23 protein-coding genes are annotated in these 25,809 nt (G+C 70.6%); 17 read left to right on the forward strand and 6 right to left on the reverse strand.

The annotated features are described in order from the left end of the window. Positions 1 to 29: 29 nt before the first annotated feature. The 9 genes from tsf to rlmN all read left to right on the forward strand — a co-directional run bounded on the left by tsf (position 30) and on the right by rlmN (position 10,010). Positions 30 to 860: a translation elongation factor Ts gene (tsf, locus tag ACFQU3_RS16370; RefSeq protein WP_385911630.1), complete on the forward strand. Its 831-nt coding sequence runs from the start codon at positions 30 to 32 to the stop codon at positions 858 to 860. Between the two features lie 136 nt (positions 861 to 996). Further along, positions 997 to 1,587, forward strand: a complete 591-nt coding sequence (locus ACFQU3_RS16375; RefSeq protein WP_385911632.1) for an antibiotic biosynthesis monooxygenase — start codon at positions 997 to 999, stop codon at positions 1,585 to 1,587. A 130-nt stretch (positions 1,588 to 1,717) separates the two neighbouring features. Then, positions 1,718 to 2,455 (forward strand): response regulator, encoded by a 738-nt coding sequence (locus tag ACFQU3_RS16380; RefSeq protein ID WP_385911634.1) that lies wholly within the window; start codon positions 1,718 to 1,720, stop codon positions 2,453 to 2,455. Then, positions 2,452 to 5,139, forward strand: a complete 2,688-nt coding sequence (locus tag ACFQU3_RS16385) for a DUF4153 domain-containing protein (RefSeq protein WP_385911636.1) — start codon at positions 2,452 to 2,454, stop codon at positions 5,137 to 5,139. The genes ACFQU3_RS16380 and ACFQU3_RS16385 overlap by 4 nt, the downstream gene beginning before the upstream one ends. A gap of 14 nt (positions 5,140 to 5,153) precedes the next feature. After that, entirely contained in the window at positions 5,154 to 6,281 is a 1,128-nt protein-coding gene (locus ACFQU3_RS16390) for an aminotransferase class V-fold PLP-dependent enzyme (protein ID WP_385911638.1), read from the forward strand. 82 nt (positions 6,282 to 6,363) lie between these two features. Next, positions 6,364 to 7,092, forward strand: coding sequence for a UMP kinase (gene pyrH, locus ACFQU3_RS16395; RefSeq protein WP_385911640.1), 729 nt, complete (start codon positions 6,364 to 6,366; stop codon positions 7,090 to 7,092). A gap of 98 nt (positions 7,093 to 7,190) precedes the next feature. Beyond that, positions 7,191 to 7,748, forward strand: a complete 558-nt coding sequence (gene frr, locus ACFQU3_RS16400) for a ribosome recycling factor (protein ID WP_385911642.1) — start codon at positions 7,191 to 7,193, stop codon at positions 7,746 to 7,748. 17 nt (positions 7,749 to 7,765) lie between these two features. Then, entirely contained in the window at positions 7,766 to 8,734 is a 969-nt protein-coding gene (locus tag ACFQU3_RS16405; protein ID WP_385911643.1) for a phosphatidate cytidylyltransferase, read from the forward strand. Positions 8,735 to 8,810: 76 nt separating this feature from the next. Further along, complete coding sequence (rlmN, locus tag ACFQU3_RS16410; protein WP_385911645.1) at positions 8,811 to 10,010, forward strand: 23S rRNA (adenine(2503)-C(2))-methyltransferase RlmN; 1,200 nt, start codon at positions 8,811 to 8,813, stop codon at positions 10,008 to 10,010. Positions 10,011 to 10,166: 156 nt separating this feature from the next. Here the strand turns inward: rlmN and ACFQU3_RS16415 are convergent, their stop codons facing one another. Next, a complete protein-coding gene (locus ACFQU3_RS16415) occupies positions 10,167 to 11,171 on the reverse strand; it encodes a GlxA family transcriptional regulator (protein ID WP_385911647.1) in 1,005 nt (334 codons plus the stop codon). A 71-nt stretch (positions 11,172 to 11,242) separates the two neighbouring features. Here ACFQU3_RS16415 and ACFQU3_RS16420 point away from each other — a divergent pair, with 71 nt between their 5' ends. Both ACFQU3_RS16420 and ACFQU3_RS16425 read left to right on the forward strand, forming a co-directional pair. Further along, a complete protein-coding gene (locus ACFQU3_RS16420) occupies positions 11,243 to 12,580 on the forward strand; it encodes an MFS transporter (protein ID WP_385911649.1) in 1,338 nt (445 codons plus the stop codon). 4 nt (positions 12,581 to 12,584) lie between these two features. Beyond that, positions 12,585 to 14,492, forward strand: coding sequence for a propionyl-CoA synthetase (locus tag ACFQU3_RS16425; protein WP_385911651.1), 1,908 nt, complete (start codon positions 12,585 to 12,587; stop codon positions 14,490 to 14,492). Between the two features lie 88 nt (positions 14,493 to 14,580). Here the strand turns inward: ACFQU3_RS16425 and ACFQU3_RS16430 are convergent, their stop codons facing one another. Beyond that, the gene (locus tag ACFQU3_RS16430) at positions 14,581 to 15,699 is read right to left on the reverse strand and encodes an LOG family protein (protein WP_385911653.1); all 1,119 of its coding nucleotides are present in this window, start codon (positions 15,697 to 15,699) and stop codon (positions 14,581 to 14,583) included. Positions 15,700 to 15,788: 89 nt separating this feature from the next. On the opposite strand from ACFQU3_RS16430, the gene ACFQU3_RS16435 reads away from it, so the two are divergent. Beyond that, complete coding sequence (locus tag ACFQU3_RS16435) at positions 15,789 to 16,727, forward strand: AEC family transporter (protein WP_385911655.1); 939 nt, start codon at positions 15,789 to 15,791, stop codon at positions 16,725 to 16,727. Positions 16,728 to 16,739: 12 nt separating this feature from the next. Here ACFQU3_RS16435 and ACFQU3_RS16440 read toward each other — a convergent pair whose 3' ends face one another. From ACFQU3_RS16440 to ACFQU3_RS16455, 4 genes are all read right to left on the reverse strand, one after another. After that, positions 16,740 to 17,111 (reverse strand): VOC family protein, encoded by a 372-nt coding sequence (locus ACFQU3_RS16440; RefSeq protein ID WP_385911657.1) that lies wholly within the window; start codon positions 17,109 to 17,111, stop codon positions 16,740 to 16,742. 183 nt (positions 17,112 to 17,294) lie between these two features. Continuing rightward, positions 17,295 to 17,960: a hypothetical protein gene (locus ACFQU3_RS16445; protein ID WP_385911659.1), complete on the reverse strand. Its 666-nt coding sequence runs from the start codon at positions 17,958 to 17,960 to the stop codon at positions 17,295 to 17,297. Between the two features lie 143 nt (positions 17,961 to 18,103). Further along, positions 18,104 to 19,543, reverse strand: a complete 1,440-nt coding sequence (locus ACFQU3_RS16450; protein ID WP_385911661.1) for an aspartate aminotransferase family protein — start codon at positions 19,541 to 19,543, stop codon at positions 18,104 to 18,106. After that, the gene (locus tag ACFQU3_RS16455) at positions 19,540 to 20,052 is read right to left on the reverse strand and encodes an Lrp/AsnC family transcriptional regulator (protein WP_385911663.1); all 513 of its coding nucleotides are present in this window, start codon (positions 20,050 to 20,052) and stop codon (positions 19,540 to 19,542) included. Before ACFQU3_RS16455 ends, ACFQU3_RS16450 begins: the two co-directional genes overlap by 4 nt. 113 nt (positions 20,053 to 20,165) lie before the next feature. Between ACFQU3_RS16455 and ACFQU3_RS16460 the strand changes: the two genes are divergently transcribed. From ACFQU3_RS16460 to ACFQU3_RS16480, 5 genes are all read left to right on the forward strand, one after another. After that, positions 20,166 to 21,614, forward strand: a complete 1,449-nt coding sequence (locus ACFQU3_RS16460) for a gamma-aminobutyraldehyde dehydrogenase (RefSeq protein WP_385911665.1) — start codon at positions 20,166 to 20,168, stop codon at positions 21,612 to 21,614. A 121-nt stretch (positions 21,615 to 21,735) separates the two neighbouring features. Then, positions 21,736 to 22,989: a PotD/PotF family extracellular solute-binding protein gene (locus tag ACFQU3_RS16465; RefSeq protein ID WP_385911667.1), complete on the forward strand. Its 1,254-nt coding sequence runs from the start codon at positions 21,736 to 21,738 to the stop codon at positions 22,987 to 22,989. Then, the gene (locus tag ACFQU3_RS16470) at positions 22,989 to 24,104 is read left to right on the forward strand and encodes an ABC transporter ATP-binding protein (RefSeq protein ID WP_385911669.1); all 1,116 of its coding nucleotides are present in this window, start codon (positions 22,989 to 22,991) and stop codon (positions 24,102 to 24,104) included. The genes ACFQU3_RS16465 and ACFQU3_RS16470 overlap by 1 nt, the downstream gene beginning before the upstream one ends. Further along, positions 24,097 to 25,011 carry an ABC transporter permease gene (locus ACFQU3_RS16475; RefSeq protein ID WP_385911671.1) on the forward strand — a complete coding sequence of 305 codons (915 nt, stop codon included), beginning with the start codon at positions 24,097 to 24,099 and terminating at the stop codon, positions 25,009 to 25,011. Before ACFQU3_RS16470 ends, ACFQU3_RS16475 begins: the two co-directional genes overlap by 8 nt. 1 nt (position 25,012) lies before the next feature. Continuing rightward, positions 25,013 to 25,807 carry an ABC transporter permease gene (locus tag ACFQU3_RS16480; RefSeq protein WP_385911673.1) on the forward strand — a complete coding sequence of 265 codons (795 nt, stop codon included), beginning with the start codon at positions 25,013 to 25,015 and terminating at the stop codon, positions 25,805 to 25,807. The last annotated feature ends 2 nt before the right edge of the window (positions 25,808 to 25,809 follow it).

A 25,809-nucleotide genomic window follows, 5' to 3' on the forward strand; every position in this document is an offset into this window, starting at 1 on the left:
CCACATCTGACGAAAGAGCGATACAGAGCATGGCGAACTACACCGCCGCTGACATCAAGGCGCTGCGCGAGCAGACGGGCGCCGGCATGATGGACGTCAAGAAGGCGCTCGACGAGGCCGAGGGCGAGCGCGCCAAGGCCATCGAGATCCTGCGCGTCAAGGGCCTCAAGGGCGTCACGAAGCGTGAGGGCCGCTCGGCCTCCAACGGCCTCGTGGCGGCCTCGGCCACCGACGGCGTCGGCACCCTCGTCGAGGTCAACTGCGAGACCGACTTCGTCGCCAAGGGTGAGAAGTTCATCGCCCTCGCCGACCAGGTGCTCACGCAGGCCGTCGCCGCCGGGGCCACCGACGCCGACTCGCTCCTCAAGAGCACGCTCGAGGACGGCAAGACGGTCCAGGACCTGCTCGACGAGGCCAACGCGACCATCGGCGAGAAGATCGAGATCCGCCGCGTGGCGCGCCTCGAGGGCGACAAGGTCGTCTCCTACCTCCACAAGACGAGCCCCGACCTGCCCGCGCAGATCGGCGTGCTCGTCGCGCTCGAGGGTGGCGACGAGTCCGTGGGCCGCGACGTCGCGATGCACATCGCGGCGTTCAGCCCGACCGTGCTGACGCGTGACGAGGTCCCGGCCGAGACGGTCGAGAACGAGCGTCGCGTCGCCGAGGCCACGGCGAAGGAGGAGGGCAAGCCCGAGGCTGCCCTTCCCCGCATCGTCGAGGGCCGCGTCAACGGCTTCTTCAAGGAGAACGTCCTGCTCGAGCAGGCCTTCGCCAAGGACGCCAAGAAGACCGTCGGCAAGGTGCTCGAGGAGGGCGGCGCCACGGCGAAGTCCTTCGCACGCTTCCGCGTCGGCCAGTGAGGTCATGACCTCACCGCTGTCGTAGCGCAGACCGCACATCACGACGACGTATGCCGGTCGCCCCGTCGGGGCGGCCGGCATCGTTGCATCCCGGCCCGGGTTCCCACGCGAGGGGCCTGCCCCACCAGGAGGATCCATGAGCACCCTGACCGACGCCCCCGTTTCCGAGCCCGCGAACGACGGTCCGCTGACCGTGTCGATCACGCGCCGCGTCGCACCAGAGGACGAGCTGCTCATGCAGGCGTGGGTCCACGCGGGAACGTCGATGGCCGAGCGGTTCGACGGATTCCTCGGCGCGGGCTGGGTGCGTTCGGGCACCGAGGACTGGCACATGCTCTACCGCTTCGGTTCCCGCGCCCACCTCGACGCGTGGGAACGGTCCCCCGAGCGGATCCGCTGGCTGCGTTCGGCCGCCGACCTCGTCGAGCACCGCCGCACGGAGTACCGCACCGGCATCGAGGGTTGGTTCGACGAGCCGACCTCCCGCTCGGTGCAGGACGTCGGTCAGGCCGGCCCGGCCGCGCCGCCGAGGTGGAAGCAGGCGAGCGTCATCTGGGTCGCCTTCTTCCCGACGAGCCTGGCCCTGACGTACCTGCTCATGCCGTTCAGCGAGCACTGGCCCGTCGTGGTGCGCGTCCTCGTCACGACGCTCGTGGGGACGCCCTGGATGACGTACGCGTTCCTGCCCTTCGTCACGAAGGTCTTTGCGCGCTGGTTGCGGGCCTGAGACACCCCCGTCCGGCGACGGCGGCGTACCGAGCCGGGCTGACCCTGTCGTCACCGCGTGACCGGCACCTTCACAGGATCTCCACACGTCGCACCCGCGCTGACCGCAGACCCACTTCTAGGCTCGGGGCATGAGTCAGGGGAACAGGGCAACACCGTCGGGCGCGCCGGCCGCACAGGCTACGCTGCTCGTCGTCGAGGACGACCCGACGATCAACCAGGCGGTCACCGATCGCCTTGTCGCCGAGGGTTTCCGGGTGGTCCAGGCGTTCGACGGGCCGGGTGCCGTCGAGGCGCACGGTCAGCACGCACCCGACCTCGTCGTGCTCGACCTCATGCTGCCCGGCTTCGACGGGCTCGAGGTGTGCCGCCGCATCCAGGGTGAGCGCCCGGTTCCCGTGCTCATGCTCACCGCACGGGCCGACGAGACCGACCTGCTCGTCGGCCTCGGCGTCGGCGCCGACGACTACGTGACGAAGCCCTTCCGGATGCGCGAGGTCGTCGCCCGCATCCGTGCCCTGCTGCGCCGCGTCGAGCGGGCCCGCGAGCTCGCTGCCGAGCAGCCGCCGGTGCTCGCTGTCGGAGACCTCACGGTCGACCGCGGCGCGCGCCGCGTCTCCGTCGGAGGCATCGAGGTGCACCTGACGCCGCTCGAGTTCGACCTGCTCCTGGCGCTCGCCGCCGAGCCCGGCTCGGTGCGCGGCCGTGACGACCTCATGCGGGAGGTCTGGGGCTGGGCCGATGCCACGGGGACCCGAACGCTCGACAGCCACGTGAAGTCGCTGCGGGCCAAGGTCGGCAGTGCGCGTGTGCGCACCGTCCACGGCGTCGGCTACGCCCTCGAGACCGGGAAGGTCGACGAGGCGTGAACACCGACCGGCCCCTCGACGGCATCCGCTCGATCAAGGTCAAGCTGGGTCTGCTCGTCGCGGCCAGCATCCTCGCAGCGGTGCTCGTCGCGGAGATCGGCGACCGGGCCGGCGTCCCGGGCTGGCTCACGATCCCGGTCACGGTCGTCGCTGCTCTCGGGGTGACCCAGTGGCTGTCGCGCGGTATGACCTCGCCCCTGCGCGAGATGACCGCTGCTGCGTCGCGGATGGCGACCGGCGACTACTCGAGGCGCGTCACCGCGACCTCTGCGGACGAGGTCGGCACCCTCGGCGCCGCGTTCAACACGATGGCAGCCGACCTCGCCGACGCCGACCGCCAGCGCCGGCAGCTCGTCGCCACGGTGTCGCACGAGCTGCGCACGCCGCTCACGGCCCAGCAGGCGCTCCTCGAGAACCTCGTCGACGGCGTGGTCCGTCCCGATGACGCCGTGCTGCGGACCGCGCTCGCGCAGGCAGAGCGCCTCGGCGCCCTCGTCGGCGACCTGCTCGACCTGAGCCGCGTCGACGGCGGACGCGTGCCGCTCGCGCTGGCACCGGTCGACGTCCGCGAGCTCGTCGAGCGCGCCGTCGCCGAGGCGGGGGTCTCGCGTCGCGGGACCGTCCACGTCGTCGATGTGCCGCCGGACCTGCAGGTGACCGCCGACGCGGCGCGTCTCCACCAGGTGCTCGCCAACCTCCTCGACAACGCGGACCGGCACAGCCCGACCGGCGGCCGTGTCACGGTGAGCGCCGGTGAGGAAGGCCCCGACCGCTGGTGGTTCCTCGTCGCCGACGAGGGCAGCGGCATCCCACCGGAACACGCCGGCCGGATCTTCGACCGGTTCGGCTCCGGCGACGACGACGCCGGCGGCACCGGCATCGGGCTCGCGATCGCCAGCTGGGTGTGCGAGCTGCACGGCGGGTCCGTCACGGCCGTCAGCCCACCCGAGGGCGAGCAGGGCGCGCGGCTGCGCGTCGTCCTGCCCCGGGCACCACAGCCCACGCCACCCGCACCACCGACACCACCGCCGTATGCCGCCGCGTCCCCCAACCCCCAGCTGACACCCGCCACCGAGGAGACCGCCGTGCCCGTCCCGATCCCCGCCGCCGCTGGTCCCGCACCGGCTACGCCGCCGCCCGGCGCCCCCACGAGCCCGACGAGCCCGACGAGCCCGACGGCATCCGGCGGCGTCCCGGTGGGAGCGCAGAAGCCCGTGCTCGACTCGATCTTCGGCGACCTCTGGCCCGAGGCGGGCCTCGCGCCCCAGGTGAGGCTCCTCCTCGCGTCGGTCGCGGTCGGTGTGCTGTCGGCGATCGTGCTGCCCGAGCGCGACATGGGGCTCGCCCTGCTCCTCGTGCTGCTCGTGGGCGGCGCCGTCGTCTGGCGCTCCTCGCAGCGCCGCCTGACGGTCTGGTCGATGGTCTCGGCGGCCCTCTGTGTCGGACTCATCTCGCTCTCGGTCCTGCGTGCCGCGGACTGGCTCATGGTGCTCGCCGTCCTCGTCGGGATCGTGCTGACGACGACCGCCCTCACCGACGCCAAGGGGCTGCTCTCGGTGGTGGCCGGCCTCGCGTCGTGGCCGCTGTCGGCGCTGCGGGGGCTGCCGCTGCTCGGTCGCACCGTCGCGGCGACGAGCCGGGTCAACATCGTGTGGCCCGTCGTGCGTACCGCGGCGATCTCGCTCGTGGCGCTCGTCGTCTTCGGCGGCCTCTTCGCTTCCGGCGACGCGATCTTCGGGTCGTGGGCCAACGCGCTCGTCCCCGAGTTCGACTGGGACAGCCTCATCTTCCGGTCGTTCGTCGGCTTCGTCATGGGCGGCGCGCTCCTGGCCGCGACCTATGTCGCGATCAACCCGCCCAGGGTGCAGCGCATCGCCCTTCCCACCGGCCGCCCCGTCTCGCGCGTCTGGGAGTGGGTCGTGCCGGTCGGCCTCGTGGTCGCGCTCTTCGTCGCGTTCGTCGTGGCCCAGGCGGCCGCGCTCTTCGGGGGGCACGAGTACGTCCAGCGCACGACGGGCCTGACGTATGCCGAGTACGTCCACCAGGGCTTCGGGCAGCTCACGGCTGCAACCCTGCTCACGCTCGCGACGATCGCGCTCGCGGTGCGCAAGGCGCCCCAGCAGACGCCGCGCGAACGGCTCGTCCTGCGCGGCGTGCTGGGGGCGCTGTGCGCCTTGACGCTCGTTGTCGTCGGCTCCGCGCTGCACCGGATGGACCTCTACCAGCAGGCGTACGGCTTCACGCTGCTCCGCGTCCTCGTCGACGGGTTCGAGCTGTGGCTGGGGCTCCTCGTCGTCTTCGTGATCATCGCTGGTGTCAGGCTCTCCGGGTGGTGGCTGCCGCGTGCGGCCCTGCTGTCGGCGGCGCTCTTCCTCCTCGTCGGTGGGCTCGTCAACCCGGAGGCGTGGGTCGCCCAACGCAACATCGACCGCTACGTCACGACGGGCAAGCTCGACGTGCACTACCTGTCGACGCTCGGCCCGGACGCTGCGCCCACCATCCGGGCCGGTCTGCCGCGGGACCTGTCGGCCTGCGTCATCAGTGCCCACGGCCTCCCCGGCGCCGACGACGTCCTGGCGTGGAACCTCGGGCGCGCGCGTGCCCGGGAGCTCGGCGTCGACCCCCTTCCGGGCTTCGACCAGGCGGCCTGCTCGACGGCGCTGAAGCAGGGCATCGGGGGGTGAGGCAGGATGGCCGGGTGCGTCGCGACATCGCCGAGCTGTTCGAGCTCGACCCGGCCCTGACCCACCTCAACCACGGCGCGTTCGGCGCCGTGCCCCGAGCGGTGCGCGAGGCGCAGGACCGGGCTCGCGCCCGCATCGAGGGGGCACCGATGCGTGCCTTCCGCGACGACCTGCCCGTGGTGCTGGCCGACGCCCGGGCGAGGGCGGCCACCTTCATCGGAGTGCCTCCCGACTCGACGGCCCTCGTGCGCAACGTCACCGAGGCCGTCGGGGTCGTCCTGCAGGGCCTGGAGATCGGGCCCGGCGACGACGTCGTCGTCAGCAACCACGGGTACGCGACGGCGGGGTTCTCCGTCGAGGCGCGTGGTGCGACGCTGCGCACGGCGACCTTCCCCGTGAACGCGCACCCGGACGAGGTGGTCGCCGCCTTCAGGGCCGCGACGACCGAGAGCACCCGGCTCGTCCTCATCGACCACATCACGTCGCCGACGGCGCTCGAGCTGCCCGTCGCCGACGTCGCAGCGGCCGTCGCACCCGTCCCCGTCCTCGTCGACGCCGCCCACGTGCCCGGCGCGCTTCCCGGCCTCGACGTCGAGGCGCTCGGGGTCGCCTTCTGGGCCGGCAACCTGCACAAGTGGGCCTACACGCCGCGCGCGGCCGCGACCCTGTGGGTGGCTCCGGAGCACCGGGGGCGGTTGCGCCCGCTCGTCACCTCATGGAGCCACGGCCTCCCGTTCCCCGAACGTTTCGACCTGCAGGGGACCGTCGACCACTCGGCGTGGGTCGCCGTGCCGGACGGCCTCGCCGCCTGGCGAGACCTCGGCGGCTGGGACCAGGTCGAGTGCAACGCCAAGCTGCTCCTCGACGGAGCCGACCACGTGCGGAGGGCGCTCGACACGCCCGACCCGCTTGGCGGCATACCCGCTGCTCCGTGCCTGCGGCTCGTGGCGCTGCCGGACGGCGTCGGCGAGACGCCGGAGAGCGCCGAAGCCCTGTGGCAGCGCCTGCACGCGGCGGGGTTCGTCGTGCCGCCCGTCTCGTTCGGCGGCCGTGGCTACCTCCGGCTCGCTGCGGCGCCGTACAACGACGAGGACGACTACGCGCGGTTGGCTGCGGCCCTGCCGGCCCTGCTCGCTGCCTGACGACCTCGATGCGGCCGATGCCGGTCGCATGTGGAAAGATCGACCGACCGCTGGAACGCTGCCCACGAGGAGGCCCCGCGCCATGACCGACGCCCAGACCACCCCGTTCCACCGGGTTCTGCTCAAGCTCTCCGGCGAGGTCTTCGGCGGAGGTCGCATCGGACTCGACCCCGCCGTCGTCGCCGGCATCGCCAAGCAGATCGCCGACGCCGTGCACGGCGGCGTCGAGGTCGCCGTGGTCATCGGCGGTGGCAACTTCTTCCGCGGCGCCGAGCTCCAGCAGCGCGGGATGGACCGCACCCGCGCCGACTACATGGGCATGCTCGGCACCGTCATGAACTGCCTCGCCCTGCAGGACTTCCTCGAGAAGGAGGGCGTCGAGACCCGCGTGCAGTCCGCGATCGCGATGCAGCAGGTCGCCGAGCCCTACATCCCGCGCCGCGCGATCCGTCACCTCGAGAAGGGCCGCGTCGTCATCTTCGGCGCCGGCGCCGGTATGCCGTTCTTCTCCACCGACACCGTCAGCGCCCAGCGCGCACTCGAGATCAAGTGCGACGCGGTGCTCATCGCCAAGAACGGCGTCGACGGCGTCTACGACTCCGACCCGCGCACCAACCCCGACGCCAAGAAGCTCGAGACCATCACGTTCAACGACGCGATCGTCGAGGGTCTCAGGGTCGTCGACGCCGCGGCGTTCAGCCTCTGCATGGAGAACAAGCTGCCCATGGTCGTCTTCGGCATGGAGGGCGCCGGAAACATCACGCGCGCGCTCCTCGGTGAGAAGATCGGCACGCTGGTCACCAACGCCTGACGGCGCACCAGCCACGAGCACCGCACCGGCACCACACAGCACGACCCAGCACGACTCAGCACGACCCGATGACCGAGGGACGAGGAAGTCAGAGAGCCATGATCGAAGAGACGATGTTCGAGGCCGAGGAGAAGATGGACAAGGCCGTCGAGGTCCTCAAGGAGGACTTCGCGGGCATCCGCACCGGCCGCGCCAACCCCGGTCTGTTCAACAAGCTGACCGTCCAGTACTACGGCGCCCCCACGCCGCTGCAGCAGCTGGCTTCCTTCCAGAACCCCGAGCCCCGCACGATCCTCGTCATCCCGTTCGACAAGTCGGCGATGCACGAGATCGAGAAGGCGATCCGCGACTCCGACCTCGGCGTCAACCCGAGCAGCGACGGCCACCAGATCCGCTGCGTCATGCCGGAGCTGACCGAGCAGCGCCGCCGCGAGTACATCAAGCTGGCCCACGGCAAGGCCGAGGACGCCCGCGTCTCCGTGCGCAACATCCGCCGCAAGGCCAAGACCGACATCGACAAGCTCGTCAAGGACGGCGACGTCGGCGAGGACGACGGCACGCGTGCCGAGAAGGAGCTCGACGGCCTGACGAAGAAGCACACCGACCTCGTCGACGCACTCGTCAAGGCCAAGGAGGCCGAGCTGCTCGAGGTCTGACCTCGATGCTCGACCCGATGATGACGACTGACCCGCCGTCGGACGCCGGGCATCCCTCTCCCGGCGGTCACCCCGGCGAGGGTGCGCACGGTCCTCTCGACCCCGTGCCCTACGACCCGTCGCTCGACGACCTCGCCGGCCTGCCGGCCGAGCAGGTCATCGAGCAGAAGCAGAGCCGGGCCGGTCGCAACCTCCCGGCCGCGATCGGCGTGGGCCTCGGGCTCGGTGTCGTCATCGTCGCGCCCCTGCTGCTCCTCAAGGAGTCGTTCATCCCGGTCGTCACCGTCGCCGTGGGCATCGGTCTCTGGGAGCTGCGCGGCGCCCTGCGCCAGGCAGGCGTCGAGGCGCCGCTCGTGCCTCCGCTCGTCGGCACGGCGGCGATGATGTGGGCCGCCTACGTGCACGGCCCGCAGGGCCTCGTCCTCGCCTGGGCCATCACCTGCCTCGCCGTCGTCCTGTGGCGCGGCACCGGCCGCCTCGACGGTGCCGGCCGTGACGTGCTCGGCGGAGTCTTCATCTCGACCTACCCGACCTTCCTCGTCGGCTTCGCCATCCTGCTCCTCGCGCCCGAGGACGGTGTCGCCCGGGTCTTCGTGTTCATCATCACGACCGTGTGCAGCGACGTCGGCGGGTATGCCGCGGGAGTCCTCTTCGGCAAGCACCCGATGGCGCCGACCATCAGTCCGAAGAAGTCGTGGGAGGGCTTCGCCGGGTCGGTGCTGCTCTGCATCGTCGGTGGGTCGCTGACCGTGCACTTCTTCCTCGGCCATGCCTGGTGGATCGGCATCGCGCTCGGCATCGGGGTGGCGGTCGCCGCGACGGTCGGTGACCTCATGGAGTCGCTCATCAAGCGCGACCTCGGCATCAAGGACATGTCAAACATCCTCCCCGGGCACGGCGGCATCATGGACCGGCTCGACTCGCTCGTCGTCGTCGCGCCCATCGTCTGGGCCGTGCTGACGCTCCTCGCTGCGCGACCGGTCTGACGCCCGCGACGCGGTCCCGGTCGGGGCGTACGGCACACACGGGCGTTTTGACTGCACCTGAGACAATGGACGCGCCATGACTGAGACTCCTGCCCCCGCGTCCTCCCCAGTGCCCGTCGCGCTGCCCGAGCCGACGACAACCCGTCCCGAGCCGGGGCAGCTGACCTTCAAGGCCCCGCGCCGCGGCAAGCCGCCCAGGCACCTCGCCGACTTCACGCCCGCGGAGCGCAAGGAGGCCGTCGAGGCCCTGGGCCACAAGGGCTTCCGCGCGAAGCAGCTGTCGACGCACTACTTCGAGCGGCTCGAGGACCAGCCGGAGCAGATGACCGACCTACCCAAGGCGGTGCGGTCCGAGCTCGTCGCGGACCTGCTCCCGACCCTGCTCACGCCCATCGTGCAGCGCGTCGCCGACGACGGCCAGACGATGAAGTACGCGTGGCGCCTGCACGACGGCGCCATCGTGGAGTCGGTGCTCATGCGCTACCCCAACCGGGTCACGATCTGCATCTCGAGCCAGGCCGGGTGCGGCATGAACTGCCCGTTCTGCGCGACGGGACAAGCCGGGCTCACCCGCAACATGTCGGCGGGCGAGATCGTCGAGCAGGTCGTCTGGGCCGCACGGGCGCTGCGTCGCGGCGAGCTCGCAGGCGGCGGAGACGAGGACCGCGAGGCGCCGCTGCGCGTCAGCAACGTCGTCTTCATGGGGATGGGCGAGGCGCTCGCCAACTACAAGGCATCGATCGGGGCCATCCGCCGCCTCACCGACCCCGCTCCCGACGGGCTCGGCATGTCGGCGCGCGGCATCACCATGTCGACGGTGGGTCTCGTGCCCGGCATCGACAAGCTCACCGCCGAGGGCATTCCGGTCACGCTCGCGCTGTCGCTCCACGCTCCCGACGACGAGCTGCGCAACGAGCTCGTGCCGATCAACACGCGGTGGTCGGTCGACGAGGCGCTCGACGCCGCCTACCGCTACTACGAGGTGACGGGCCGCCGGGTCTCCATCGAGTACGCCCTGATCCGCGACATCAACGACCAGGGGTGGCGCGCAGACCTGCTCGGTGACAAGCTCAACCGCCGAGGCCGCGGCTGGGTCCATGTCAACCCGATCCCGCTCAACCCGACCCCGGGCGCGAAGTGGACGGCCTCACGCCCCGGCGTGGAGCAGAACTTCGTCGAGCGGCTGCGGGCCCACGGCATCCCGACGACGGTCCGCGACACGCGTGGCCAGGACATCGACGGTGCCTGCGGCCAGCTTGCCGCCTCCACCGCCTGACGACCCCACCGTCGAAAGGCCAAAGCTCGTCGCCTCCGACCCGTCGAAAGGCCAAGTTTCGTCGCCTCCGACCGGTCGACTGGCCAAGCACGTCACCGGAGTTGGCCTCTCGACGCGTGGCGACCGACAGGTTCTGGCCTCTCGACGGTTGGGCGGTCAGGCGGGTTCGGCGCGGTAGGTGCGGCGGTAGGCCAGCGGTGACAGGCCGACGGCCCCCGAGAGCTGCTGGCGCAGCGAGGCCGTGGTGCCGAAGCCGGCCTCGGCCGCGACCCGGTCGACGGGCAGGTCGGTCGTCTCGAGCAGGTGGCGTGCCCGCTCGACGCGGGCCCGCACGAGCCACGATCCGGCGGTCTCACCCGTCTCCTCGCGGAACCGCCGCGTGAAGGTGCGCACGCTCACCCCGGCGTGCCGCGCGAGGTCCGCGAGGCTGATCGGCTCGTCGAGCCGCTCGAGCGCCCAGGCTCGCGTCGGCCCGGTGCCGGCCTCGGACTCGTGCGGCACCGGTCGGTCGATGAACTGGGCCTGTCCGCCGGCCCGCCACGGTGCGACGACGGCCCCGCGCGCGACGCGGTTCGCGGCCTCGGTGCCGAGGTCGGAGCGCAGGACGTGCAGGAGCAGGTCGATGCCGGCGGCGTTCCCGGCCGACGTGAGCACGTCGCCGTGGTCGACGTAGAGCACGTCGGGGTTGAGGTGCACCTGGGGAAAGTGGCGTTCGAAGGCCTCGACGTGACACCAGTGCGTCGTCGCCTCGCGGCCGTCGAGCAGGCCGAGCCCGGCGAGGACGAACGCGCCGGTGCAGATCGAGAGCCAGCGCGCGTCGGGGCGGGCCGTGGCGGCGAGGCGGCGCAGCTCCTCGGGCAGCACGCCGGTCTCGACGATGGGCCCGTTGATGCCGGGGACGACGATCGTGTCGGCCTCGGCGAGGACGGTGTTCGGGTGGGTCGGCAGGGCGGCATACCCGGCGGACGTCGTCACGGGGCCGTCGTCGAGGGTCACCAACCGCACGTCGTAGGGTGGCTCGGCCCCCGTCGGCGGGCCGGGCCAGCCGGGGTCGAGGGCGCCCGCCCGCAGGAAGCGGTGGGGCAGCCCGAGCTCGAAGGCGATGACGCTGTCGAGCGCGAGCACGACGACGACGTGGGGTCGGCCGGCTACCAGAGGCATGGCCAGATTCTTGCACATGATGTCCGCCCGGCCACTCGTCGTGGGCAGCCCGTATGCCGCACAGTTGCCTCGTGACCCTCACCGACCGCTCCGCCGACGCGCCCTCGACGACCCGCCGCCTGCACCCGGCCTGGTGGGTGGCCGTCGTCACGTTCCTGACGATCATCGGCGCGGCCGGCTTCCGCTCGACGCCGGGTGTGCTCATGACGCCGCTCCACGAGGAGTTCGGCTGGCCCATGGGCGTCATCGGGGGCGCCGTCTCGGTCAACCTCGTGCTCTTCGGCCTGGCCGCCCCGTTCTCGGCTGCCCTGATGGAACGCCTCGGCATCCAGCGCGTCATCGCCGTCGCACTGCTCCTCGTCAGCGTGGGCTCCCTCCTGCCGATCTGGATGACGTCGTCGTGGCAGCTCGTCCTCTGCTGGGGAATCGTCGTCGGGCTCGGCACCGGGGCCATGTCGATGGGACTCGTCGCCACCGTCGCCGGACGCTGGTTCGTCGCCCGTCGCGGACTCGTCACGGGAGTGCTGACCGCGGCAGGCGCGACAGGGCAGCTGATCTTCCTGCCCGGCCTCGCCTGGCTCGCCGAGCACCAGGGGTGGCGCTCGGCGGCGGTCGCGACGGCAGCCATGGCCCTCACCGTCGTGCCGCTCGTGCTGTGGAAGCTGCATGACCACCCGAGCGTGCTCGGTCTCACGGCGTACGGAGCCGCCGACGGCACCCCGGTAGGGCGGCCTCCCCAGCCGGCCGGGAACCCGGTCCACCTGGCCGTGACGACCCTGCGCGACGCGGCCCGCACCAGGGTCTTCTGGCTCCTCGTCGGAAGCTTCGCCGTCTGTGGGATGTCGACCAACGGGCTCGTCGGCACCCACTTCATCCCCGCGGCCCACGACCACGGGATGCCGACGACCACCGCCGCCGGCCTGCTCGCGCTCGTGGGTGTCTTCGACATCGTCGGCACGGTCTTCTCCGGGTGGCTCACCGACCGTGTCGACGCCCGCATCCTCCTCGCGGCCTACTACACGCTGCGCGGCGGCTCCCTGTTCCTGCTGCCGTCGCTCTTCAGCGACCACATGCACGTCAACATGCTCGCCTTCATCCTCTTCTACGGGCTCGACTGGGTCGCGACCGTGCCGCCGACGATCGCCCTGTGCCGTAGCGCGTTCGGCGAGCGCGCGCCGATCGTGTTCGGGTGGGTGTTCGCCTCGCACCAGCTCGGTGCCGCCGTGGCTGCGGTGGGAGCCGGCCTCGTGCGCGACCAGCTCGGCACGTACGACCTCGCCTGGTACGTCGCCGGCGCCCTGTGCCTCGCGGCCACTGCGATGTGCGTCTCGATCCGGACCGCTCGCCTGCCAGATGCGTCACCTCGGCGCACGGACTCTGGTGCCAGGGAGGGCGCGACGGCAGAGTGAACGCATGAGCGACGGCGCTGCGACGGCATACCGAACGACCTACGACGCGAGCCTGCGGGACCCGGAGGGCTTCTGGCGCGAGGCCGCGGCGGCCATCGACTGGGTGACACCCCCGACGAGGATCCTCGACGACTCGAGGCCGCCGTTCTACCGCTGGTACCCGGACGCCGAGCTCAACGTGTGCTTCAACGCCCTCGACCGGCACGTCGCCGCCGGCCGCGGCGACCAGGCCGCGATCCACTACGACTCACCGGTGACCGGCAGCAAGGCGACCCTGACGTATGCCGTGCTGCTCGAGCGGGTGCGCGCGGTCGCGGGTGGCCTGCGCGGGCTGGGTGTCGCCAAGGGCGACCGCGTCGTCATCTACATGCCGATGGTGCCCGAGGCCGTCATCGCGATGCTCGCCTGCGCCCGCATCGGTGCGGTCCACTCTGTCGTCTTCGGGGGCTTCGCGCCGCAGGAGCTCGCCGCGCGCATCGACGACGCAGCACCGAAGGTCGTGCTCTCGGCGTCGTGCGGAGTGGAGCCGAGCCGCGTCGTGCCGTACAAGCCGTTCCTCGACGAGGCGATCTCCCGCGCCTCGCACCGGCCCGAGCGCTGCGTCATCCTCCAGCGCGACCAGCTCCGCGCCGATCTCGGTGAGCGCGACCTCGACTGGAGCGAGCTCGAGACGAGCGACGCCGCGCTCGAGGGCAGCGAGTGCGTCACCGTCGCATCCACCGACCCGCTGTACATCCTCTACACGTCGGGCACGACGGGTAAGCCCAAGGGCATCTACCGCGACAGCGGTGGGTATGCCGTCGCGTTGCGCTGGTCGATGGCCAACCTCTACGACGTGGCACCCGGCGAGACGATGTTCACGGCGAGCGACGTCGGCTGGGTCGTCGGGCACTCGTACATCGTCTACGGGCCGCTGCTGACGGGTGCGACGACCGTGCTCTACGAGGGCAAGCCCGTGGGCACCCCTGACGCCGGCGCATTCTGGCGGGTGATCGCCGAGTACGGCGCCGTCTGTCTGTTCACCGCGCCGACGGCCTTTCGGGCGATCAAGAAGGACGACTCGACCGCCTCGAAGGTCGCCGACCACGACCTGTCGCGCTTCCGGACGCTCTTCCTCGCGGGCGAGCGGCTCGACCCGGACACCTACGAGTGGGCCACCGCGGCCCTGGGCAAGCCCGTCATCGACAACTGGTGGCAGACCGAGACCGGATGGCCGATCGCGTGCAACCCCAAGGGGATCGGGCTGCTGCCCATCAAGCCGGGTTCGCCGACAGTCCCGGTCCCCGGCTACGACGTCCGGGTGCTCGACCCCGCTGGGCAGCCGGTCGAGCCCGGCATCGAGGGGGCCATCTGCATCAAGCTGCCGATGCCTCCGGGTACGCTCCCGACCCTGTACGGCGACGACGACCGCTACGTGAGCTCCTATCTCGCAGCCCACCCCGGTCACTACCTCACCGGCGACGGGGGCTACCTCGACGAGGACGGCTACCTCTTCGTCATGGGCCGCACCGACGACGTCCTTAACGTCGCGGGGCATCGGCTCTCGACCGGCTCCCTCGAGGCTGCGCTCGCGGGCCACGAGGCCGTCGCCGAGTGCGCCGTCATCGGCGTCCACGACGACCTGAAGGGCCAGGTGCCCCGCGCTCTCGTCGTGCTCAAGTCGGGCGTCGACGCCGACTCGGACGGCGAGCGGATCGCCCGCGAGCTCGTGGCGCGGGTCCGGTCGGAGGTCGGTGCGGTCGCGGCGCTCCAGCGGGTCGACATCGTTGCCGGGCTGCCCAAGACGCGGTCGGGCAAGATCCTGCGCAAGACGATGCGCGAGATGGCCGACGGCAGAACGCCTGCGGTGCCGGCCACGATCGAGGACGCCTCGGTCCTCGACGCCCTCGCCCCGGTGCTCCGCAGCCCCTGACCCCCCAACACACCGGGAAGGCCGCAACACACCGGCGTCCGGTCCCGGTGTGTCGCGGGCTGCTCGGTGTGTTGCGTGGGAGTCGGGGTCAGCCGCGCCGGGGCGGAGGCAGGAGGGGGAGGACCTCGTCGATCGTCTCGACGAGATGGATGGCCCCGGCCATCGGACGATCCGCGGCGATCGTCGTGAGTGCGGGCCAGACCGGGACGCGCTCGGACCAGTGGTCGCGCCCGACGAGGACGAGGGGTGGCAGGCGCGCACCCTCCGGCGCGTAGTAGAGCGGCGTCACGGCCTGGAAGATCTCCTGGACCGTGCCTGCCGCACCGGGGAGGACGACGATGCCGGCATCGGACCGGGCGAGCAGCCCTTCCTCCCGGATCGCGTTGGAGAAGTACTTCGCGATGGCGTCGCAGAAGACGTTGGACGGCTCGTGGCCGTAGAACCACGTCGGGATGCCGAGCGAGCGAGCCGACGGGCCGAGCGTCTCCGTGGGCGCCTGCGGCTCGTCACCCACGATGGCGCGACGCGCGGCAATGGCGGTCGCCGCCCACGCCGTGACGTCCGGACGAAAGCTGCGCACCGCCGCCAGGCGCGCCACAGCGTCGTCGACCGCGTCCGCGGTCCGGCACAGGGCGCCGAGGTTCGCCGCCTCCATGGCGCCGGGCCCGCCACCGGTGGCGACGAGGTGACCCTCCTCGGCTAGGGCATGTCCGAGGCGGGCCGCGGCGGCATACGACCCCGAGTCCCGTTGCAGCCCATGGCCGCCCATGACACCAACCACCGAACGTCCCTCGACGAACTCGTCGAGCTCGTCGGTCACCGAGTCGTCGTGGATGGCACGCACGAGTGTGCAGTACGCGTCGGTGCGCAGCCGCGCGTCGAGGAACCAGGCGTAGGTGCGAGCGTCGGGCGTCGTGGCGTAGCCGTCCTCGATCCCGGCGTAGAGGTCGGAGGGGAGGTAGAGGCCGCGCCACGGGTCGACCGGGGCGTCGGCGACGCCGGGAAAGAGGATGGCTCCGCCGCGCAGCAGCACCTCGGCCACCGGGACCGGCACCGTGCCGCCGAGGACGACCAGGCCCGTGAGATCGCCCCGGGCCGCGAGGCGCTCGCCGTAGCCCGTGAGGTCGAGGCCCTGTAGCCGCAGCCCGCCCAGCGGGGCGTCCGACGCCAGGTGGTCGTCGAACTCGTGCAACGTCTCGATCTCCATGCGCCCCATCCTGCCTCGCCGACCTCGGCCGTGATCGAGGAGCGGACCCCGGCGACGCTCCCCGTCGACACGCTGACAGGATCGGCGACATGGTCGGGGTGCTCGAGGGGTTCGCGACGATCGCGGTCATCGTCGCGGTCGGGTGGCTCCTCGCCGACCGCCGCATCCTCGACGACTCGGCGCAGGTCAACCTCTCGCGTCTGGCCTTCTACGTCGCGTCCCCGGCCCTGCTGCTCACCGTCATGCAGCGCACCTCGCTCGAGGCGGTGCTATCGGCGAACCTCGTCACCTCCCTCCTCAGTTTCGCCGTGATCGTCGGCGTCTACCTGCTCGTGGCGCGGCTGCGCTGGAGGGGAGGGCTGCTCGGGTCACGCCTCATCGGGAGCCTCTCAGCGGCATACGTCAACGCGGGCAACCTCGGCATCCCCATCGCGCTGTACGTCCTCGGCGACGTCGCCTGGGTGGCGCCGACGCTGCTCATGCAGCTGCTCATCATCACGCCGCTCTCGATGGCGCTCTTCGACAGGGATGCCCGCGGCGAGCCGCCGGGCCTCGGTCGGAGCCTGCAGCGGATGTTCAGCAACCCGATCACCCTCGGCGCCATCGGGGGTCTGCTCATCGCCGTCTTCGACATCGACCTGCCGCGGGTCGTCGCGGCGCCCGTCGACCTGCTCGGCGCGATGGCCGTCCCGTCCATGCTCGTCGCGTTCGGCATCTCGCTGCGGCGTGGCCCGCGGCCCGCGGCCGGCAGGTCCGCCGGCCACGTGTGGTTCGTCGTGGCGCTCAAGATCCTGCTGATGCCGGCCGTCGCCCTCGGCATCGGCCTCGCGCTCGGGCTGCGCGGCGAGGCGCTGTTCGCGGTGGTCGTCACGGCTGCGCTGCCGACGGCGCAGAACATCTTCACGTATGCCGTCCACTACCGCCGCGAGGTCAACCTCGCGCGCGACGTCATCTTCGTCAGCACCTTCGCCTCGGTGCCGGTCATCCTCGCGATCGCCGCTCTCTTCCACTGGCTCGCGGGCGTCTGAGCAGCGGGCGCGTCAGCCCCAGTTGGCTGCCCGGGTCAGACAGAACGGGTGACCGCTCGGGTCGAGCAGCACGCGCCACGTCTCGCCCGGCTGCTCGTCGGGCAGGGTCGCACCGGCCGCGACACACTCGTCGGTCGCCGCGTCGAGGTCGTCGACCGCGAGATCGAGGTGGAACTGCTTCGTGCCGCGCTCGTTGGGCCAGGCGGGCGGCTCGTGGTCGTCGACCGTGCCGAGGCCGAGCGCGACGCCTCCGGGACCGGAGAGCATGGCGTACTCGTCCTGCACGTGGGCGACCTCCCAGCCGAGCACGGTCGACCAGAAGCCGGCGTCGCGCCGAGCGTCGGAGCTGTCGAGGGAGAGCATCTTGAGGTCAGCGATGGCCATTGAGGTGCCTTTCGTCGTCATGGGAGTGGGTCCACCCTCGCAAGCGCGCGGCCCCTCGTCTTGGACGAAACCGACAGCCGCGAAACGGGCGCCGCGTACGCCGACGCGGCGCCCCGTTCCGAAGCCACCGCAGGAGGGGAAGCCGTCGGAACCGAACGCCGCGTCAGGTCCGGTCGTGCGGGGTCAGAAGCCGCCGAAGTCGCCGCCCCCGAAGTCGCCACCGAAGTCGCCGCCGAAGTCACCACCGCCGAAGCCACCGGCGTCGCCGCCAGCATCCCCACCGGCGTCCCCACCGGCGTCCCCACCGGCGTCCCCACCCGCGTCCCCACCGGCGTCACCGGCGCCCGCGTCGCCGGCCTCCTGCGCCTCGGGGGAGGACTCGTAGCCGCCGAGCATCATGTCGGCGAGCGCCGACCCGACGACGACGCCGGCGATGGTTCCGAGCATCGAGCCCGCGATCATCCCGCCCATGCCCATGCCGCCGGGACGCCCGCCGCCGAACGCGCCCTGGAGGTAGCCGGGCCGGCTCATCTCGGCCCGCGTCGCGCTACGGGCGAGGTCGGCCGGTTGGTCGCTGCGTGGGCGCTCACCCTCGGGAAGGTCCTCGTTGAGGCGCTGCAGCACCATCTGGCGCTGCTCCGGCGTCAGCTTGGCGAACGCCTCCGTGTGCACCTTCTCGATGTCCTCCGGGTCCGCGGTGCGCAGGAGGTACTTGTAGCGCGCGATGGCCCGCTCGTCCTCGGTCGAGGCGCCTCCCCGGGGCGGCGGCACCGCATAGGGCTGGCCGGTCGGTGCCTGGCTGGGGCGCTGCTGTGGCTCGCGCCCGAGCAGCTTGTCGAGGAATCCCATGTCGTCTCCTTGCGTCGGCGTCGCACTCGTCGGATACCTACCCAACGAACGACCCGCGCGAGCGTTCCAGCGAGGCCACCGACACAGCGCGAAGCCACCCGCGCCCGGGTGGCTTCGCGCCGTGTCGGTGGCCCGACGCCGGGTCAGAGGTGGTTCTCGGCCTCCGTCAGCACCGAGCGCAGGATCGACTCGATCTCGTCGAACTCGCTGGGACCCACGATCAGCGGAGGAGCGAGCTGGATGACGGGGTCGCCGCGGTCGTCGGCGCGGCAGTAGAGCCCGGCGTCGAAGAGCGCCTTCGAGAGGAAGCCGCGCAGCAGCCGCTCGGACTCGGCGTCGTTGAACGTCTCGCGGGTGGCCTTGTCCTTGACGAGCTCGATGCCGTAGAAGTACCCGGCGCCGCGTACGTCGCCGACGAGCGGCAGGTCGAGCAGCTTGTCGAGCGTGGCCTTGAAGACGGGCGCGTTCTGCTTGACGCGGTCGTTGAGGCCCTCGCGCTCGAAGATGTCGAGGTTGGCCATCGCGACCGCGGCGGACACCGGGTGGCCACCGAACGTGTACCCGTGCGGGAAGTACGTCGTGCCGTGCCTGAAGGGCTCGAACAGCCGGTCGCTCGCGATCATCGCGCCGATGGGGGAGTAGCCGCTCGTCATGCCCTTGGCGCACGTGATGATGTCGGGCACGTAGCCGAAGTCGTCGCACGCGAACATCGAGCCGATGCGACCGAACGAGCAGATGACCTCGTCGGACACGAGCAGCACGTCGTACTCGTCGCAGATCTCGCGGACCCGCTCGAAGTAGCCGGCCGGCGGCGGGAAGCAGCCGCCGGAGTTCTGCACCGGCTCGAGGAAGACGGCCGCGACGGTGTCAGCGCCCTCGAACTCGATGGCCTCCGCGATGCGGTCGGCGGCCCAGCGGCCGAAGGCCTTCTCGTCGTCGCGCAGGTGCTCGGGCGCGCGGTACAGGTTGGTGTTCGGGACCTTGTGCGCCCCGGGGACGAGCGGCTCGAACATCTCCTTGGCCGCGGGGATGCCGGTGATCGACAGTGCCCCCTGCGGCGTGCCGTGGTACGCGACGGCGCGGGAGATGACCTTGTGCTTGGTCGGCTTGCCGGTCAGCTTGTAGTACTGCTTGGCGAGCTTCCACGCCGTCTCGACGGCCTCGCCTCCACCGGTGGTGAAGAAGACCCGGTTGAGGTCTCCCGGGGCGTGGCCGGCCAGGCGCTCGGCCAGCTCGATGGCCTTGGGGTGGGCGTAGCTCCAGAGCGGGAAGAAGGCGAGCTCCTTGGCCTGCTTGGCTGCCGCCTCGGCGAGCTCCTCGCGGCCGTGACCTGCCTGGACGACGAAGAGGCCGGCGAGACCGTCGATGTACTCGTTGCCGCGGTCGTCCCAGATCTTCCAGCCCTGGCCCCTGGTGATGATGGGCACCGAGTGGCCGAGTCCCCCGGAGTCCTTCTCCTCGAACACCGAGTGGCGCGTGAAGTGCATCCACAGGTGGTCGCGGGCGGCATCCGAGTGGAGGGCGCCGGTGGGTGTGCGCTGGTCCGAGGAGGGTTCCCAGACTTCGTTCGGGTTGATGCTCATCGTGTACCCCAGTTGTAGAGCTGCTTGTTGAGTTTCAGGTAGACGAACGTCTCGGTGGCCGTGACGCCCGGGAGCGGGCGGATGCGGGTCGTGAGCAGTTCGAGCAGGTGGGTGTCGTTCTCGCAGACCACCTCGGCCAGCACGTCGAAGCTGCCCGCGGTCGTGACGACGTAGGAGACCTCGTCCATCTCGCTCAGCGCGTCGGCGACCGGCGTCATGTCGCCGGACACCCGCAGGCCGACCATCGCCTGGCGCTGGAACCCCACCTGCAGCGGGTCCGTCACGGCGACGATCTGCATGACGTCGGCGTCGAGCAGGCGCTGCACGCGCTGGCGCACCGCGGCCTCGGACAGGCCCACCTGCTGCGCGATGGACGCGTACGACTTGCGCCCGTCGTGCTGGAGCAGCTCGATGATGGTCTTGCTCACGTCGTCGAGGTTGACCGAGGGTTTCTTGGCGCCGCCGGCGCCGCCGGCCCCGCTGTTGGCCACGCCTCGGATGGTCGTCATGCGCCGATAGTGACCTGTGGAACGCGATGTTGGCAAGTCCCCGCGCAACTGATTCCGAAGATTTATCGCGCCAAGTCTTCACGATTGCGAAGGTATGTGTCTAGCATTCCCGCATGACTTCGCAGCCGCGCCAGCTCCGCAACTTCATCGGTGGCCAGTACGTCGATCCCGACGGCGACGCGACGACCGACATCGTCGACCCGTCGACCGCGCAGGTCGTGGCGAGGGCCCCCGTCAGCGGTCAGTCGGACGTCGACCGGGCGTATGCCGCGGCGGCCACGGCGTTCGAGACGTGGGGCGACACGACGCCTGGTGAGCGGCAGGCCGCCCTGCTGAAGTTCGCCGACGCGATCGAGGCCCGGGCCGACGACTTCGTGCGCCTCGAGGGTGAGAACACCGGCAAGCCGCACGCGCTGACGCAGAGCGAGGAGATCCCTCCGATGCTCGACCAGCTGCGCTTCTTCGCCGGTGCCGCCCGCGTCCTCGAGGGCAAGTCGGCGGGGGAGTACATGAAGGGCCACACGTCCTTCATCAGGCGCGAGCCGATCGGCGTCGTCGGCCAGGTCACCCCGTGGAACTACCCGATGATGATGGCGATGTGGAAGATCGCCCCCGCCCTCGCCGCGGGCAACACGGTCGTCCTCAAGCCGTCCGACACGACGCCGGAGACGACCCTCCTTCTCGCCGAGCTCGCCGCCGAGTTCCTTCCGGAGGGCACCTTCAACGTCATCACCGGTGACCGCGAGACGGGTCGCATGCTCGTCGAGCACCCGACACCGGCGCTCGTCGCGATCACCGGGTCGGTGCGCGCGGGCATGCAGGTCGCGGAGAGCGCCTCGCGCGACCTCAAGCGCGTCCACCTCGAGCTGGGTGGCAAGGCCCCGGTCGTCGTGTTCGACGACGCCGACATCGAGGCCGCCGTCGAAGGCATCGCCATCGGCGGTTACTTCAACGCGGGGCAGGACTGCACCGCCGCGACCCGCGTCCTCGCCGGGCCGCGCGTCCACGACGACTTCGTCGCCGCGCTCGCGGAGTACGCGAAGGGCTCGGCGAAGGTCGGCCTGCCCGACGACCCGGACGCCCTCTTCGGACCGGTCAACAACCCGAACCAGGTCTCGCACGTGTCCGGCATGATCGACCGGCTGCCCGACCATGCCCGCATCGTGGCCGGGGGCCGCCGCGCCGATGGTCTCGGCGAGGGGTACTTCTTCGAGCCGACCGTGCTCGCCGGCCTGCGCCAGGACGACGAGCAGATCCAGACCGAGATCTTCGGCCCGGTCATCACGGTGCAGCAGTTCACCGACGAGGCGGAGGCCCTGGCCTGGGCCAACGGTGTCCAGTACGGCCTCGCCTCGAGCGTGTGGACGCGCGACTTCGGCAAGGCCATGCGCATGAGCAAGAAGCTCGACTTCGGCTGCGTGTGGATCAACACCCACATCCCGGTCGTCGCCGAGATGCCGCACGGGGGTTTCAAGCACAGCGGATACGGCAAGGACCTGTCCATGTACGGACTGGAGGACTACACCCGCGTCAAGCACGTGATGGCCAACATCGAGTCCTGACGCCACGCCCCACGGCACCGACAGCGACGCCGGTGCCGGTCAGGCTTCACCGATCAAGCACCACCGGGTCAGCGTCGATCCCTCCACAGCCGGCCCACTCGAACCCCTGGAGTCAATGACCATGAACGACAAGAGCTTCGACACCGACAACCCGTACCTGCGGGCGGCCCTGCTGCGCGGCCTCGTGTCGCGCCGCTCGGCGATGATGGGCGCCGCCGGCGTCAGTGCGGCCGCCTTCCTCGCCGCGTGCGGCTCGGCCGGCAAGAACCCGACCCCCGCCGGCACCGGCGGCGGCACCTCGACCGCGCCGGCCAAGACGGCCGCCGCCGCCCAGGACATGTCCGACACGGAGAAGGTCGTGAACTGGTCCAACTGGACCGAGTACATCGACGTGTCCGACGACGAGAAGTCGCGACCCACGCTCGAGGCCTTCACCAAGAAGACGGGCATCAAGGTCAACTACACCGAGGACTACCTCGACAACGACGAGTTCTACGCCAAGGTGCGGCCGCTCCTCGAAGGTGGCCAGGACACCGGCCGTGACCTCTGGGTCAGCACGGACTGGATGGTGGCTCGCCTCATCAGGCAGGGCTACATCCAGAAGCTCGACCTCGCGAACATCCCCAACGCCCGCAACCTCGAGCCGACGTTCCAGAACGCCGAGTTCGACCCGGATCGGCAGCATTCCCTGCCCTGGCAGGCCGGTTTCGCCTGTATCGGCTACAACACCAAGGCCACCGGCGGCAAGAAGGTCGAGAGCATGACCCAGCTCCTGACCGACCCGGCGCTCAAGGGCAAGGTCACCCTGCTCACCGAGATGCGCGACACGGTCGGCCTCGTCCTGCTCGACCAGGGCAAGGACCCCGCGAACTTCACCGACGCCGACTTCGAGGCTGCCATAGACATGATCCAGCAGGCCAAGGACTCGGGCCAGCTCAAGGGCTTCACGGGCAACGAGTACACCGACGGCCTGAGCAAGGGCGACATCGCCGCCTGCGTGGCCTGGTCGGGAGACGTCGCGTCGCTGCGCCTCGACACACCCGAGCTCGGCCTCACCCTGCCCTCGGCCGGCTACACGATCTGGACCGACAACCTCGTCATTCCGGCGCTCGCCAAGCACAAGAAGAACGCCGAGAAGCTCATCGACTACTACTACGACCCGGAAGTCTTCAAGGACGTCGCTGCCTGGGTCAACTACATCCCGCCTGTCGCCGGCACCAAGGAGGCGCTCGTCGCTGACGACCCCGAGCTCGGCAACAACACGCTCGTGTTCCCCACCGAAGAGGTGCTCGCCAAGGCCCACGTGTTCCGCCCCCTCAACGCTGCCGAGGAGACGAAGTACAGCAAGCTCTTCTCCGCGCTGACGACCGCGTGATGGGCGAGGCAGGCAAGGGCGACCTCCGCCTCGTCGCCCTGACGAAGTCGTTCGAGTCGTTCACCGCGGTGCACCCGCTGGACCTGACGATCCCGCAGGGCTCGTTCTTCGCCCTCCTCGGGCCCTCCGGGTGCGGCAAGACGACGACCCTGCGGATGATCGCCGGCCTCGAGGAGCCGACCGGGGGCCGGATCCTCATCGGCGACAGCGACATCACGGCGACCAAGGCGTACCAGCGAAACGTCAACACCGTCTTCCAGTCGTATGCGCTGTTCCCGCACATGACGGTGTTCGAAAACGTCGCGTTCGGGCTGAGGCGTCGCGGCGACAAGGCCTTCCGCGCCAAGGCGCAGGAGGTCCTCGAGCTCGTGCAGCTCGGGCAGGTCGCCACGAAGAAGCCCACGCAGCTCTCCGGCGGTATGCAGCAGCGCGTGGCCTTGGCGCGGGCCCTCGTCAACCGTCCCGACGTGCTGCTGCTCGACGAGCCCCTCGGCGCCCTCGACCTCAAGCTGCGCCGCCAGATGCAGATCGAGCTCAAGCGCATCCAGCAGGAGGTCGGCCTCACCTTCATCCACGTCACCCACGACCAGGAGGAGGCCATGACGATGGCCGACTCCATCGCGGTCATGAACGCTGGCTCCATCGAGCAGCTGGGCGACCCCGCCACGCTCTACGAGCAGCCGCGGTCGACGTTCGTGGCCAACTTCCTCGGGCAGTCGAACCTGCTGAAGGCCACGGTCGGCCCCGGCAGCGCCGACGGGGTCGTGACGGTCCGGTCGCACGACACCGACCTCGAGGTGGTGCGCGAGCACCTGCCCCGGGGCGCCTCCGAGGTCTGGCTCGGCGTCCGCCCGGAGAAGCTGCGGCTCGGTGAGTCGGGCGGCCCGAACCACCTGCGCGGCGTGGTTCGAGACGTGTCGTTCACGGGCGTGGCGACGCAGTACATCGTCGAGATGCCGTGGGGCCAGGAGCTAACCGTCGTGCAGCAGAACGACGGCTCAGCGCGGGCAGGGCTCGGCGAGAACGTCACGGTGTCGTGGGCGGCCGAGCACGGCTTCGCTCTCGACGCGTCCCAGGCCGCCGACGCGGGGGCCGAGCTGGTGGACCATGGCTGAGACCGCCGTCCTGTCCACCGGGTCGGCCGTCGCGCCCAGCCACCGCCGGCGCACCTGGGTTCCCTACGCGCTGCTGCTGCCGGGACTGCTGTGGCTCGTCGTCTTCTTCGTGCTGCCGATGCTCACGCTGGGCTCGCAGTCGCTGCAGGAGGGCAACGTCGACGACGGCTACGCCTTCACCGGGAACGTCGCGATCTACGCCGAGGCGCTGGGCCGGTACTGGCCGCAGATGCTGCGCTCGCTGCTCTACGCCGGGGTGGCAACCCTCCTCACGCTGCTGCTCGGGTACCCGCTCGCCTACTTCATCGCGCAGAAGGCGGGCCGGTGGAAGAACATCGTGCTCGTCCTCGTCATCGCCCCGTTCTTCACGAGCTTCCTCATCCGCACGCTCGCGTGGCGCACCATCCTTTCGGACGACTGGTTCGTGACGCAGTGGGCGCGCAAGCTCGGCGTCACCGACCTGCTCCAGTGGGTCGGACTGACGGCCAACGACTCGCTGTTGTCGTCGAAGTTCGCCGTCATCATGGGCCTGACGTACAACTTCCTGCCGTTCATGATCCTGCCGCTCTACGCGTCGCTCGAGCGGCTGGACCCACGCCTGCTCGAGGCGGCTGGTGACCTCTACGCCTCGCCGCGCGAGACGTTCCGGCGCGTCACCTGGCCGCTCTCGCTGCCCGGGGTGGTGGCCGGCACGCTGCTGACGTTCATCCCCGCCGCCGGCGACTTCATCAACGCACGCCTGCTCGGCAACACCCAGACCACGATGATCGGCTCGGTCATCGACAGCCAGTTCCTCCGGGTGCTGGACTATCCGCTGGCCGCCGCGCTGTCCTTCATCCTGCTCATCGTCATCGTCACGATGGTGGCCATGTATGTGCGCAGGGCCGGTACCGAGGAGCTGCTCTGACATGACCTGGATCCGACGTCACCTCGTGTCCTTCGCGGCCTTGGCGGTCCTGCTCTACATGCTCGTGCCGAACGTCATCGTCGCAGCCTTCTCGTTCAACAATCCCAAGGGAAAGTACAACTACACCTTCAACGAGTTCTCCACGGAGGCGTGGACCAGTCCATGTGGGGCGCAAGGCATCTGCGAGTCCCTCGGGCTCAGCCTGCGTATCGGCGTCACGGCATCGCTCGTCGCCACAGTTCTCGGGACGATGATCGCCTTCGCCCTCGGCCGTTACCGCTTCCGGGGCCGGTCGGCGACGAACCTGCTCATCTTCATGCCGATGGCCACGCCGGAGGTGGTCATGGGCTCGAGCCTGCTGACGCTGTTCCTCATGCTCGGGGTGCCGTCGGGCAGCGGGGCCATCCTCATCGCCCACATCATGTTCTGCGTCTCGTTCGTCGTGGTCGCCGTCAAGGCGCGCGTCGCGACGCTCGACCCTCGGCTCGAGGAGGCGGCGGCGGACCTCGGCGCGAACCCGTTCCAGACGTTCCTGCGGGTCACCCTGCCGCTCGCGGCGCCCGGTATCGCCGCCGGCGCGCTGCTCGCCTTCTCGCTCAGCTTCGACGACTACATCATCACGAACTTCAATGCGAGCCCCAGCTCGATCACCTTCCCGATGTACGTCTGGGGCGCCTCCGCGCGTGGCGTGCCCGTGCAGGTCTACGCCATCGGCACGGTGATGTTCCTCGTGGCCCTCGTCGTCGTGATCATCGGCCAGGTGTTTTCGAGCCGGCGCAACAGACAGGTGGCCTGACT

The organism is Terrabacter sp. GCM10028922 (assembly GCF_042666095.1).
GTDB lineage: Bacteria > Actinomycetota > Actinomycetes > Actinomycetales > Dermatophilaceae > Terrabacter.

What these genes read in the sequence shown, in the direction of transcription:
- tsf (WP_385911630.1), top strand. Translation starts at nt 30, where the DNA reads ATGGCGAACTACACCGCCGCTGACATCAAGGCGCTGCGCGAGCAGACG.
- ACFQU3_RS16375 (WP_385911632.1), top strand. Translation starts at nt 997, where the DNA reads ATGAGCACCCTGACCGACGCCCCCGTTTCCGAGCCCGCGAACGACGGT.
- ACFQU3_RS16380 (WP_385911634.1), top strand. Translation starts at nt 1,718, where the DNA reads ATGAGTCAGGGGAACAGGGCAACACCGTCGGGCGCGCCGGCCGCACAG.
- pyrH (WP_385911640.1), top strand. Translation starts at nt 6,364, where the DNA reads ATGACCGACGCCCAGACCACCCCGTTCCACCGGGTTCTGCTCAAGCTC.
- frr (WP_385911642.1), top strand. Translation starts at nt 7,191, where the DNA reads ATGATCGAAGAGACGATGTTCGAGGCCGAGGAGAAGATGGACAAGGCC.
- ACFQU3_RS16405 (WP_385911643.1), top strand. Translation starts at nt 7,766, where the DNA reads ATGATGACGACTGACCCGCCGTCGGACGCCGGGCATCCCTCTCCCGGC.
- rlmN (WP_385911645.1), top strand. Translation starts at nt 8,811, where the DNA reads ATGACTGAGACTCCTGCCCCCGCGTCCTCCCCAGTGCCCGTCGCGCTG.
- ACFQU3_RS16415 (WP_385911647.1), bottom strand. Translation starts at nt 11,171, where the DNA reads ATGCCTCTGGTAGCCGGCCGACCCCACGTCGTCGTCGTGCTCGCGCTC.
- ACFQU3_RS16425 (WP_385911651.1), top strand. Translation starts at nt 12,585, where the DNA reads ATGAGCGACGGCGCTGCGACGGCATACCGAACGACCTACGACGCGAGC.
- ACFQU3_RS16430 (WP_385911653.1), bottom strand. Translation starts at nt 15,699, where the DNA reads ATGGAGATCGAGACGTTGCACGAGTTCGACGACCACCTGGCGTCGGAC.
- ACFQU3_RS16435 (WP_385911655.1), top strand. Translation starts at nt 15,789, where the DNA reads ATGGTCGGGGTGCTCGAGGGGTTCGCGACGATCGCGGTCATCGTCGCG.
- ACFQU3_RS16440 (WP_385911657.1), bottom strand. Translation starts at nt 17,111, where the DNA reads ATGGCCATCGCTGACCTCAAGATGCTCTCCCTCGACAGCTCCGACGCT.
- ACFQU3_RS16445 (WP_385911659.1), bottom strand. Translation starts at nt 17,960, where the DNA reads ATGGGATTCCTCGACAAGCTGCTCGGGCGCGAGCCACAGCAGCGCCCC.
- ACFQU3_RS16450 (WP_385911661.1), bottom strand. Translation starts at nt 19,543, where the DNA reads ATGAGCATCAACCCGAACGAAGTCTGGGAACCCTCCTCGGACCAGCGC.
- ACFQU3_RS16455 (WP_385911663.1), bottom strand. Translation starts at nt 20,052, where the DNA reads ATGACGACCATCCGAGGCGTGGCCAACAGCGGGGCCGGCGGCGCCGGC.
- ACFQU3_RS16460 (WP_385911665.1), top strand. Translation starts at nt 20,166, where the DNA reads ATGACTTCGCAGCCGCGCCAGCTCCGCAACTTCATCGGTGGCCAGTAC.
- ACFQU3_RS16465 (WP_385911667.1), top strand. Translation starts at nt 21,736, where the DNA reads ATGAACGACAAGAGCTTCGACACCGACAACCCGTACCTGCGGGCGGCC.
- ACFQU3_RS16470 (WP_385911669.1), top strand. Translation starts at nt 22,989, where the DNA reads ATGGGCGAGGCAGGCAAGGGCGACCTCCGCCTCGTCGCCCTGACGAAG.
- ACFQU3_RS16475 (WP_385911671.1), top strand. Translation starts at nt 24,097, where the DNA reads ATGGCTGAGACCGCCGTCCTGTCCACCGGGTCGGCCGTCGCGCCCAGC.
- ACFQU3_RS16480 (WP_385911673.1), top strand. Translation starts at nt 25,013, where the DNA reads ATGACCTGGATCCGACGTCACCTCGTGTCCTTCGCGGCCTTGGCGGTC.